An 11,972-nucleotide genomic window follows, 5' to 3' on the forward strand; every position below is an offset into this window, starting at 1 on the left:
AAAATACGCCAAGGCTTAAACTTGGCGTATTTTTTATGTTAATATTTAGGATTGCACACAAAAATATAAAATTTATGAAAAAAAGTTTTTGAAAAGTATTGACTTTATATATCAATGTGATATAATAATATTCGTAGTTGAAACACAGGACATTCCGCGATAGCTCAACGGTGGAGCACTCGGCTGTTAACCGATAGGTTGAAGGTTCGAATCCTTTTCGCGGAGCCATTTTATTTTTTGATAATATAATATTTGTACAATGACAAAGATAAAAATTGTATTTTCTTTGAAGAGAGACTGTGGTTGGTGAAAACAGTTAAGAGAATTCAGTAGAGGAGTCTTTCGAGTATATTAAAAGAAAAGCAGGGCTATTGCCAATAAGGGTGGAACCGCGGAAGTAATTTCGTCCCTTTTAGGTAATAGTCTTTTTTTATATTCAAAAATATATTTTAGGAGGTAAGAAAGATGAAAAATGAAAAGACTATGGATAAAATAGTTTCATTAGCTAAAAATAGAGGATTTGTTTTTGCTGGATCTGAAATATACGGTGGTCTTGCAAACTCATGGGATTATGGTCCACTAGGAGTAGAATTAAAAAATAACGTAAAAAAATTATGGTGGAAAAAGTTTGTACAGGATAGTACATACAATGTAGGACTTGATTGTGCCATATTAATGAATAGTGAAGTTTGGGTTGCATCTGGTCATTTAGGTGGTTTCTCAGATCCTTTAATGGATTGTAAAGAATGTAAGTCAAGATTTAGAGCAGATAAAATTGTTGAAGATTTTTTAACAGAGCAAGGCGAAGAAGTAGCAAGTGCTGATGGTTGGTCAAATGAAAAGTTAGAAGGTTTTATAAAAGAGAATCATATTAAATGCCCTAAATGCGGAAAAGAGAATTTTACTAGCATAAGAAAATTTAATCTTATGTTTAAAACATTTCAAGGTGTAACAGAAGATGCTTCATCAGAAATTTATTTAAGGCCAGAAACTGCTCAAGGTATATTCGTTAATTTTAAAAATGTTCAAAGATCTTCAAGAAAGAAAGTTCCTTTCGGAATAGGACAGATTGGTAAAGCATTTAGAAATGAAATAACACCTGGAAATTTCACATTTAGAACAAGAGAATTTGAACAAATGGAATTAGAGTTTTTCTGCAAACCAGGAACTGATTTAGAATGGTTTAAATATTGGAAAGATTATTGCTGGAGTTTCTTAATGGATTTAGGAATTAATAAAGAAAACTTAAGATTTAGGGATCATTCAGAAGAAGAACTTGTATTTTACAGTAAAGCAACTTCCGACATAGAATATAAATTTCCGTTTGGTTGGGGAGAGCTTTGGGGAGTAGCAGATAGAACTGATTATGATCTTAAAAAGCATATGGATCATTCTGGAGAAGATATGAATTATTTAGATCCAACTACAAATGAAAAGTATGTTCCATATGTAATAGAGCCATCACTTGGTGCAGATAGAGTTGCACTCGCATTTTTAATTGATGCTTATGATGAAGAAGAACTTGAAGGTGGAGATCAAAGAATAGTATTACATTTTAATCCGCAAATAGCTCCTATTAAGGCGGCAGTTCTTCCTTTAAGTAAAAAATTATCCGAAAAAGCTTTAGATGTTTATTCGAAAATAAGTTCAAAATTCAATGTAGAGTATGATGAAACAGGAAGTATAGGCAAAAGATATAGAAGACAAGATGAAATAGGAACACCATATTGTATAACTGTTGATTTTGATACCTTAGAAGATGAGGCAGTCACTATAAGAGATAGAGATAGTATGAGTCAGGTTAGAATAAAAATTGAGGATTTAGAGAAATATTTAGAAGAAAGAATAAAATAGTGAACTAAAAAGGATTTTCTTGGTGTGAAAAAATTTTATACTGAGAAAATCCTTTGTTTATATAAACCTGTACAAAAAAAGAAAAAGCCGGATAATAAAATCCGGCAAAATAGGGTTTAATCATGGGGATATGTTATATGTTCAATTAAAACTTGGGGAATTATATTAATGTTTTCCTTACGGCACTTCTATATTATAGCACAATATATTAATATTTTTCAATACTTTACATAAAAAATATTGAAAATATGTAAATCTTGAAAAAAGTGACAGTATGCACTAGCTAAATGTTAATTATTCTTATATAAAATTTATATTTGTTATACTTTTATAAAGTGATATAATTAAATTTGAAATGGGAGGATTTAGCGATATGAAAAAAGATTTTAATGAGTTTATAAGCTTTATAAAGAATAAAAAAACTGCAGTTGTTGGAATGGGAATAAGTAATAGACCACTTATACATTTTTTGAATAAGCTTGGAGCAGAGGTAACTGCATTTGATAAAAAGACAAAAGAGGAGCTAGGGGAAGAGGTTATAAACGAGTTTTCTAATGAAAATATTAGATTGGAATTAGGAGAAAATTATTTATCAGCATTACAAGGATTTGATGTGATATTTAAAACACCATCAATGAGAATAGATAGCGAAGCTTTAGTTAAAGCAAAACAAGCTGGAGCATATATAACATCTGAAATGGAAGAGTTTATAAAGTATTGTCCAGCTAAAATTTTTGGAGTAACAGGCAGTGATGGTAAAACAACTACAACTACACTAATATACAATATACTTAAAGAACAAGGATTCAAAACGTGGGTTGGAGGAAATATAGGTACACCTTTGTTTTCAAAAATACAAGAAGTTTCTAAAACTGATAAGGTAGTATTGGAATTATCAAGTTTTCAACTTATGACAATAGATGTTTCACCTGAAGTAGCAGTTATAACAAATTTAAGTCCAAATCATTTGGATATACACAAAGGAATGGAAGAATATATAGCTGCAAAGAAGAATATATTTACACATCAAAATAAAAATAACATTTTAATATTAAATAGAGATAATAAGATAACAAACGATATGGAAAGTGAAGCTTTAGGAAAATTATTCAAATTTAGTAGAAATGAAAAAATTGTAGATGGGGCATATTACAGTAACGAAGATGAAAATATATATCTATTTGGAGATAAAATCTGTAATAAAGAAGAGATTAAGATAAAGGGAATGGATAACGTAGAGAATTTTATGGCTGCATTTTGTGCTGTAAGCGAAGATGTTTCTAAAGAAAGCATGATAAATGTTGCAAAAAACTTTGCGGGAGTAGAACATAGACGTGAATTTGTTAGAGAATTGAATGGAGTAAGGTATTATAATGATTCAATAGCGTCAAGTCCTACAAGAACACTTTCTGGACTTAATGCTTATGGAAAACCAGTTATACTTATTGCAGGAGGATATGATAAGCACATTCCTTTTGAGCCACTTGCTGAGAATGGATATGACAAAATAAAAGTATTAATTTTAACAGGCAATACGAAATATAAAATAAAAGAAACTTTTGATAAAGTTCTTAAAGAAAAAAATATAGAATTACCTATAATAATAGTTGAGAACTTAGAAGATGCCGTAAGACAAGCAAAAAAGATAGGTGTAAATGGTGATATAGTAACTCTTTCACCAGCATGTGCAAGTTTTGATATGTTCCCTAATTTTGAAATTCGAGGAAATAAATTTAAAGATTTAGTAAACAACTTAGAGTAATAAATAAAAAAATAAATATTTTTAAAAATACTGTTGACAAATCTCTTTAAACCTTTTATAATAATTAACTGTAAGTTGTTTGCTACTATTTAACCTAGCAAACAGTTTGATTAGTAAAATTTAAATTTTTGCTAGGAAAATGGATCTTTAGCTCAGTTGGTTAGAGCAACCGGCTCATAACCGGTAGGTCTGGGGTTCGAGTCCCTGAAGGTCCACCATGGGGGATTAGCTCAGCTGGGAGAGCACCTGCCTTGCACGCAGGGGGTCAAGAGTTCGAATCTCTTATTCTCCACCAAAAATGACAGTCATTTATGACTGTCATTTTTTATTTTTTGTTTTTGGAATTTTATAAGAAATATTAAATTTCAAAAATAAGCTTTTATTTTCGGCAAATTTAAAGTATATTTTCAAAAATATGACATAAACTATACCTTGAGTATCGCTATAAGAAAATTAAAGTATAATGAAAAAAAAAAGAGAAAAATAAGTATATTTATCTTAAATAGTGTTAATAATAAAAGTATATAATTCATTATGTGATATTATATTACATGTCGCCGCAGTAAGCGACAACATTTAAACCTTAAAGATGAAAAAAGTAGTTGACAAGGTGAAATGTAGATGATATTATTAATGAGCTGTCTGAGTGCAGCGCACAATTGAACTTTGAAAATTAAACAGAGAATTAAAGAACCAGCAATTCTTTTGAATAGAATTTATTCTATTTAAATAAATTTAGCGATGAGCTAAAGGAATACGGAGTAGCATCTGTATTATATCAAACTTTTAAATTGAGAGTTTGATCCTGGCTCAGGACGAACGCTGGCGGCGTGCTTAACACATGCAAGTCGAGCGGGGAACTTCGGTTCCCAGCGGCGGACGGGTGAGTAACACGTGGGTAACCTGCCTCATAGTGGGGAATAGCCTTCCGAAAGGAAGATTAATACCGCATAATACTCGGAAATCACATGATTTCTGAGCCAAAGGATTTATTCGCTATGAGATGGACCCGCGGCGCATTAGCTTGTTGGTGAGGTAACGGCTCACCAAGGCTTCGATGCGTAGCCGACCTGAGAGGGTGATCGGCCACATTGGAACTGAGACACGGTCCAGACTCCTACGGGAGGCAGCAGTGGGGAATATTGCACAATGGGGGAAACCCTGATGCAGCAACGCCGCGTGAGTGATGAAGGTCTTCGGATCGTAAAACTCTGTCTTATGGGACGATAATGACGGTACCATAGGAGGAAGCCACGGCTAACTACGTGCCAGCAGCCGCGGTAATACGTAGGTGGCAAGCGTTGTCCGGATTTACTGGGCGTAAAGGATGTGTAGGCGGATATTTAAGTGAGATGTGAAATCCCCGGGCTTAACTTGGGGGCTGCATTTCAAACTGGATGTCTGGAGTGCAGGAGAGGAAGGCAGAATTCCTAGTGTAGCGGTGAAATGCGTAGAGATTAGGAAGAATACCAGTGGCGAAGGCGGCCTTCTGGACTGTAACTGACGCTGAGGCATGAAAGCGTGGGGAGCAAACAGGATTAGATACCCTGGTAGTCCACGCCGTAAACGATGAATACTAGGTGTAGGAGGTATCGACTCCTTCTGTGCCGCAGTTAACACAATAAGTATTCCGCCTGGGAAGTACGGTCGCAAGATTAAAACTCAAAGGAATTGACGGGGACCCGCACAAGCAGCGGAGCATGTGGTTTAATTCGAAGCAACGCGAAGAACCTTACCTAGACTTGACATCTCCTGAATTAGTCCGTAATGGATGAAGTCCCTTCGGGGACAGGATGACAGGTGGTGCATGGTTGTCGTCAGCTCGTGTCGTGAGATGTTGGGTTAAGTCCCGCAACGAGCGCAACCCTTATCATTAGTTGCTAACATTTAGTTGAGCACTCTAGTGAGACTGCCCGGGTTAACCGGGAGGAAGGTGGGGATGACGTCAAATCATCATGCCCCTTATGTCTAGGGCTACACACGTGCTACAATGGTAGGGACAAAAAGATGCTATACCGCAAGGTGGAGCTAAACTCAAAACCCTATCCCAGTTCGGATTGTAGGCTGAAACTCGCCTACATGAAGCCGGAGTTGCTAGTAATCGCGAATCAGAATGTCGCGGTGAATACGTTCCCGGGTCTTGTACACACCGCCCGTCACACCATGAGAGTCGGCAACACCCGAAGCCCGTGAGGTAACCTTTTGGAACCAGCGGTCGAAGGTGGGGTTGATGATTGGGGTGAAGTCGTAACAAGGTAGCCGTAGGAGAACCTGCGGCTGGATCACCTCCTTTCTAAGGAGTCGACATGGAAATGTAATTTCCATGAAGGTTCTTTGTTCTCTGTTTAATTTTGAGAGTTCAACTCTCTATTTGTACTTTGAAAATTGCATAGTAATTAAGAGTAATACTCTAAAGCAAGGCAAAGTTAATTCTTTGTTGTTTGAATTTAAATATATTTACTTAGTATAGGATTCAATACCTCATATTAGTAATGATGAGGGAATTTCGGGGAATACAAAGAAATAAAGAAAACTTATAGTAATCTATAGTTAGCTTTATTGATGAAGTATTGAACGAAATTAGCCATCATAATCTACAGAGATATTAATGAATTCTTGTAAGGTCAAGCTACAAAGGGCGCATGGTGAATGCCTTGGCACTAGGAGCCGATGAAGGACGTGATAAGCTGCGATAAGCTTCGGGTAGACGCAAATAGTCTGTGAACCGAAGATTTCCGAATGAGGAAACTCTCATGGGTAACCCCATGAACTGTATACTGAATTCATAGGTATATAGAGGTAAACCCAGGGAACTGAAACATCTAAGTACCTGGAGGAAGAGAAAGAAAAATCGATTTCCTTAGTAGCGGCGAGCGAAACGGAAAGAGCCCAAACCGGAAACTTGTTTCCGGGGTTGCGGGCAGATCATTAAAGCTTTATATCTTAACCGAAGATTTCTGGAAAGTTAAACCATAGAAGGTAATAGTCCTGTAGGTGAAAAGAGAAAAAAGCCCGATCTGTACCAGAGTACCACGAGACACGTGAAACCTTGTGGGAAGCTGGGAGGACCACCTCCCAAGGCTAAATACTACCTAGTGACCGATAGTGAAGCAGTACCGTGAGGGAAAGGTGAAAAGAACCCCAGACGGGGAGTGAAATAGAACCTGAAACCGTGTGTCCACAACCGATCAAAACACGTTAATGTGTGATGATGTGCTTTTTGTAGAACGAGCCAACGAGTTACGGTATGCAGCAAGGTTAAGCACTTAAGGTGCGAAGCCGAAGGGAAACCAAGTCTGAATAGGGCGCATAGTTGCATGCTGTAGACCCGAAACCGGGTGACCTATCCATGGCCAGGGTGAAGCGGAAGTAAAATTCCGTGGAGGCCCGAACCACAATGGTGTTGAAAAACCATGGGATGAGCTGTGGATAGGGGAGAAATTCCAATCGAACTCGGATATAGCTGGTTCTCCTCGAAATAGCTTTAGGGCTAGCGCCATGAATGAGTACCGGAGGTAGAGCACTGAATGAGGTAGGGGCTGACAACAGTTACCGAACTCTATCAAACTCCGAATGCTGGATACTTGAATCATGGTAGTCAGACTGCGAATGATAAGATCCGTAGTCAAAAGGGAAACAGCCCAGATCACCAGCTAAGGTCCCAAAGTATAGATTAAGTGGTAAAGGATGTGGGATTTCTAAGACAACTAGGATGTTGGCTCAGAAGCAGCCATTCATTAAAAGAGTGCGTAATAGCTCACTAGTCAAGAGATCCTGCGCCGAAAATGTCCGGGGCTAAAATCTAACACCGAAGCTGTGAACTTGTACTTCGTACAAGTGGTAGAGGAGCATCCTGTATGGGCTGAAGTCGTACCGAAAGGAGCGGTGGACTGTACAGGAGAGAGTATGTTGGCATAAGTAGCGAGAACTAAGTGAGAATCTTAGTGGTCGAAAACCTAAGGTTTCCTGGGGAAGGTTCGTCCGCCCAGGGTAAGTCGGGACCTAAGCCGAGGCCGAAAGGCGTAGGTGATGGACAATCGGTTGATATTCCGATACCGCAGAGTAACGTTATGAGAAATGGGATGACGCAGAAGGATAGGATATGCGTACGTTATTGGAAGTACGTCTAAGCACTGAGAGTGGAAGATAGGAAAATCCGTCTTCCTTAAGCTTGGGGTGTAATGGTGAGGTAGTTTACTACCGAAATATCTGATTTCATACTGCCAAGAAAAGTCTCTATCCAGGAGCTCTGTGCCCGTACCGCAAACCGACACAGGTAGGTGAGGAGAGAATCCTAAGACCATCGGAAGAATTGCTGTTAAGGAACTCGGCAAATTGACCCCGTAACTTCGGGAGAAGGGGTGCCTACGAGAGTAGGTCGCAGAGAATAGGCCCAAGCAACTGTTTATCAAAAACACAGGTTTCTGCTAAAGCGAAAGCTGAAGTATAGGAGCTGACGCCTGCCCGGTGCTGGAAGGTTAAGGGGAATGCTTAGCGCAAGCGAAGGCATGAACTTAAGCCCCAGTAAACGGCGGCCGTAACTATAACGGTCCTAAGGTAGCGAAATTCCTTGTCGGGTAAGTTCCGACCCGCACGAATGGCGTAATGATTTGGGCACTGTCTCAACAGCAAATCCGGCGAAATTGTAGTGCAAGTGAAGATGCTTGCTACCCGCGATTGGACGGAAAGACCCCGTAGAGCTTTACTGTATCTTAGCATTGAATTTCGGTATTGTCTGTACAGAATAGGTGGGAGACTTGGAAGCAGTTCCGTCAGGAATTGTGGAGTCGTCTTTGGGATACCACCCTGACAGTACTGAGGTTCTAACCGGAGGCCATGAAACTGGTCACGGGACATAGCTAGGAGGGCAGTTTGACTGGGGCGGTCGCCTCCTAAAAAGTAACGGAGGCGCCCAAAGGTTCCCTCAGCGCGGTTGGAAACCGCGCGTAGAGTGCAAAGGCAGAAGGGAGCCTGACTGCGACACAAACAAGTGGAGCAGAGACGAAAGTCGGGCTTAGTGATCCGGTGACTCCTCGTGGGAGGGTCATCGCTCAACGGATAAAAGCTACCTCGGGGATAACAGGCTGATCTCCCCCAAGAGTCCACATCGACGGGGAGGTTTGGCACCTCGATGTCGGCTCGTCGCATCCTGGGGCTGAAGTAGGTCCCAAGGGTTGGGCTGTTCGCCCATTAAAGCGGCACGCGAGCTGGGTTCAGAACGTCGTGAGACAGTTCGGTCCCTATCCGTCGCGGGCGAAGGAAATTTGAGAGGAGCTGTCCTTAGTACGAGAGGACCGGGATGGACTGACCTCTGGTGTACCAGTTGTCTTGCCAAAGGCACGGCTGGGTAGCTATGTCGGGAAGGGATAAACGCTGAAGGCATCTAAGCGTGAAGCCCACCTCAAGATTAGATTTCCCATAACATAAGTTAGTAAGACCCCTGTAAGAACAACAGGTGATAGGTCAGAGGTGTAAGAATGGTAACATTTTAAGCTGACTGATACTAATAGGTCGAGGGCTTGACCAATTAAAGTAAATATGATATAATTACTATGCAATCTTGAGAGTACAAAGTACTTTCTAAAATTAAATAAATCCGGTGATCATAGCATGGTTGTAACACCCGTTCCCATACCGAACACGAAGGTTAAGAACCAGAACGCCAATGGTACTGCAGGGGAGGCTCTGTGGGAGAGTAGGTCATTGCCGGGTAGAATGTATTCCGCGATAGCTCAACGGTGGAGCACTCGGCTGTTAACCGATAGGTTGAAGGTTCGAATCCTTTTCGCGGAGCCATTTTATTTTTTGATTAAGATAATATATTGGATGATTTAAATTAAATCATCCAATTTTTATTTTTTGTTCTAAACGAAATATTTATGAATATTAAATCTATAATTGCAAAAAATATTATAAACTAAAGGAGGAGTAAACAAATGACAGAATATCAATTAAAAATAAATGAAAGAATAAATTTAAGCGATTATAGTAATATTCACGATTATATGGAGTTTATAAATAAGGATGATAAATTTACTATAGTTATGGAAAATGGCGATAAGAAAAACGTTGATATAATATGTAGTATGCTTGAAAATAATGAATTTGAAATAAAGCAAAGGTATATAGATAAAAGTGGTAAATGTAATATTAAAGCTCTTAGAATAAATAAATAGAAGAAAAGGACTAGCTGCGATTTTGTACTTAAAAGATTAAAAAAATGTTATAATTGCATATTGAAAAGTACAAAATTATGTTATATAATAAAGTCAAAGAAAGTCAAAGTAAAGTTAAAAGGGGAACTAAAAATGCGATTGTCAGATATAATAGAAGAATTTTTAAAAGAAATGATTGCTGAAAATAATGAAAATGAACTTGAGATACAAAGAAATGAATTGGCTAATCACTTTAGTTGTGCTCCTTCTCAAATAAATTATGTTTTAACTACTAGATTTACTACAGATAAGGGGTATTATATTGAAAGTAGGAGAGGTGGAGGTGGATGTATAAGAATTCGTAAAGTTGAATATCATGAAAGCGAAAAAAGCCCTTTTATAAATTCTATTATTGATCGAATAAAGAATAGCATAACGTATGATGCTGGATGTAAGATAGTGGATGGACTTTTAGATATGAACTTATTAACAGCTAGGGAAGGGACAATAATAAAGGCATGTATAAATGATAGAACATTGTTGTATGCTGCGGATAGAAGAAATGAAATAAGGGCAGAAATATTAAAATCTACGCTTATTGTTCTACTCGTATAATAAGTTAAAAGGTTGGTGAAAACTATGATATGTGAAGTTTGTCATAATAATGAAGCTAATGTTCATATAACTCAAATAATAAATGGAAGTAAAAAAGAATTAAATGTATGTGAAAGTTGTGCTAAAAATATTCAAGGAGTTAATATATCCTCGGATATGGATTTCATTTCTCCTTTTTCATTTCAAAATATTTTGAGTGGAATAATGGATTATATAGGTGATGCTTCTCACAGTAATGAATGTGAAGAATTAGTGTGTAAAAATTGTGGAACAACATATAGTGAATTTAAGGATAAGGGATTGTTTGGATGTAGTGATTGTTACAAGTATTTTAAATCAATGCTATCGCCTATTATAAATAGAGTTCAAGGAAATGTTGAGCATAATGGCAAAATACCTAAAAAGGCAGGAAAAGAGATTATAAATAAAAATACTATAGTAAAACTTAAGGCAGAGCTTCAAAAAGCAGTATTTCAAGAAGAGTATGAAAAAGCTGCAGAACTTAGAGATAGGATAAAAGACCTTCAAAAAAAAGCTGGAGGTGAAAAATAACATGGAGAATTGGCTTAATAGTGAAAATACAGATAATAATATGGTAATAACCACTAGAATTAGACTGGCAAGAAATATAAAGGGTATACCGTTTCCAGATAAGCTATCTGATGATTCTGGAAGAGATGTAGTTAAAAAGATTACAGATGCTCTTAATATACCAGAAGAAGATAAAAAAAATTTCACATGTATAAATTTATGGAAAAATGACAACAATTGTAATGCAGAGTTTCTTGAAAAACATTTAATAAGTAGGAAGCTTATAGAAAACCATAATAGATCAGCATTCATACTAAATAAGGATGAAACTATAAGTATAATGATTAATGAAGAAGATCATTTAAGGCTTCAAGCAATAACAGCAGGATTAAATTTAGAGGAAGCTTACAAATGTATAGATGAAATTGATGATAAGCTTGAACAGAATATAGATTATGCTTTTGATGAAAAAATAGGGTATTTAACTGCATGTCCAACAAACATAGGAACTGGAATGCGAGCATCAGTTATGGTTCATCTTCCAGCATTATCAATGAATAATGAAATGGGAAGAATATTAAATGCTTTATCACAGATTGGAATAACTATAAGAGGTTTATGGGGAGAAGGATCTAAGGCAGTAGGTAGTTTATATCAGATATCAAATCAAATTACTTTAGGTATGAGTGAAAATGATATTATATCTAATTTAAAAACTGTTGTAGAACAAATAATTAATCAAGAAAATTTGTCAAGAGAACAATTAATGAAGAAATATGAGTATGAATTAAAAGATAAAATAGCTAGATCGCTTGGAATACTTAAGAATTCTATAATTTTGGATATTAACGAATGTTTAAATCTTATTTCTAATGTAAGAATGGGTGTAGAAATGGGAATCATAAAAAGTATAAGTATTAAATCATTAAATAAATTATTAGTGAATACACAAAGGGCAACACTTCAAGATAATTATGGAAAACAATTATCTAAAAAAGAAGAAAATATAAAAAGAGCCCTTTTTGTTAGAGAAAATTTAAGGTAGGTGAAAGTTT

6 protein-coding genes, 4 tRNA genes and 3 rRNA genes are annotated in these 11,972 nt (G+C 37.0%); all 13 read left to right on the top strand.

All coding sequences use genetic code 11. The features are described 5' to 3' along the window. The first annotated feature begins 153 nt into the window (after window positions 1–153). The 13 genes from CLFE_RS03520 (at window position 154) to CLFE_RS03580 (ending at window position 11,962) form a co-directional block, all read left to right on the top strand. Window positions 154–228, top strand: a tRNA-Asn gene (locus CLFE_RS03520). A gap of 237 nt (window positions 229–465) precedes the next feature. Continuing rightward, window positions 466–1,854, top strand: a complete 1,389-nt coding sequence (locus CLFE_RS03525) for a glycine--tRNA ligase (protein ID WP_077836201.1) — start codon at window positions 466–468, stop codon at window positions 1,852–1,854. A 373-nt stretch (window positions 1,855–2,227) separates the two neighbouring features. Next, window positions 2,228–3,616 (top strand): UDP-N-acetylmuramoyl-L-alanine--D-glutamate ligase, encoded by a 1,389-nt coding sequence (murD, locus tag CLFE_RS03530; protein ID WP_077893400.1) that lies wholly within the window; start codon window positions 2,228–2,230, stop codon window positions 3,614–3,616. Between the two features lie 141 nt (window positions 3,617–3,757). Further along, window positions 3,758–3,834, top strand: a tRNA-Ile gene (locus CLFE_RS03535). Between the two features lies 1 nt (window position 3,835). Then, a tRNA-Ala gene (locus CLFE_RS03540) sits at window positions 3,836–3,911 on the top strand. A 492-nt stretch (window positions 3,912–4,403) separates the two neighbouring features. Next, a 16S ribosomal RNA gene (locus CLFE_RS03545) occupies window positions 4,404–5,909 on the top strand. A 329-nt stretch (window positions 5,910–6,238) separates the two neighbouring features. After that, window positions 6,239–9,143, top strand: a 23S ribosomal RNA gene (locus CLFE_RS03550). Window positions 9,144–9,211: 68 nt separating this feature from the next. After that, window positions 9,212–9,328 (top strand): 5S ribosomal RNA (rrf, locus tag CLFE_RS03555). The 16S, 23S and 5S rRNA genes sit together here with 3 tRNA genes alongside, the layout of an rRNA operon. A 9-nt stretch (window positions 9,329–9,337) precedes the next feature. Continuing rightward, window positions 9,338–9,412 (top strand) — tRNA-Asn (locus CLFE_RS03560). Between the two features lie 140 nt (window positions 9,413–9,552). Next, the gene (locus tag CLFE_RS03565) at window positions 9,553–9,792 is read left to right on the top strand and encodes a hypothetical protein (RefSeq protein ID WP_077833998.1); all 240 of its coding nucleotides are present in this window, start codon (window positions 9,553–9,555) and stop codon (window positions 9,790–9,792) included. Between the two features lie 132 nt (window positions 9,793–9,924). Beyond that, entirely contained in the window at window positions 9,925–10,386 is a 462-nt protein-coding gene (locus CLFE_RS03570) for a CtsR family transcriptional regulator (protein WP_077892327.1), read from the top strand. Between the two features lie 24 nt (window positions 10,387–10,410). Then, entirely contained in the window at window positions 10,411–10,938 is a 528-nt protein-coding gene (locus CLFE_RS03575; protein WP_077833996.1) for a UvrB/UvrC motif-containing protein, read from the top strand. 1 nt (window position 10,939) lies between these two features. Continuing rightward, window positions 10,940–11,962, top strand: coding sequence for a protein arginine kinase (locus CLFE_RS03580; RefSeq protein WP_077892328.1), 1,023 nt, complete (start codon window positions 10,940–10,942; stop codon window positions 11,960–11,962). Window positions 11,963–11,972 lie beyond the last annotated feature (10 nt).

The sequence above is a fragment of the Clostridium felsineum DSM 794 genome (genome assembly GCF_002006355.2).
Taxonomy (GTDB): domain Bacteria; phylum Bacillota; class Clostridia; order Clostridiales; family Clostridiaceae; genus Clostridium_S; species Clostridium_S felsineum.

Bases quoted from the DNA above. Each gene is read 5' to 3' on its own strand.
- CLFE_RS03525 (WP_077836201.1), top strand. From the start codon at position 466: ATGAAAAATGAAAAGACTATGGATAAAATAGTTTCATTAGCTAAAAAT.
- murD (WP_077893400.1), top strand. From the start codon at position 2,228: ATGAAAAAAGATTTTAATGAGTTTATAAGCTTTATAAAGAATAAAAAA.
- CLFE_RS03580 (WP_077892328.1), top strand. From the start codon at position 10,940: ATGGAGAATTGGCTTAATAGTGAAAATACAGATAATAATATGGTAATA.
- CLFE_RS03575 (WP_077833996.1), top strand. From the start codon at position 10,411: ATGATATGTGAAGTTTGTCATAATAATGAAGCTAATGTTCATATAACT.
- CLFE_RS03570 (WP_077892327.1), top strand. From the start codon at position 9,925: ATGCGATTGTCAGATATAATAGAAGAATTTTTAAAAGAAATGATTGCT.
- CLFE_RS03565 (WP_077833998.1), top strand. From the start codon at position 9,553: ATGACAGAATATCAATTAAAAATAAATGAAAGAATAAATTTAAGCGAT.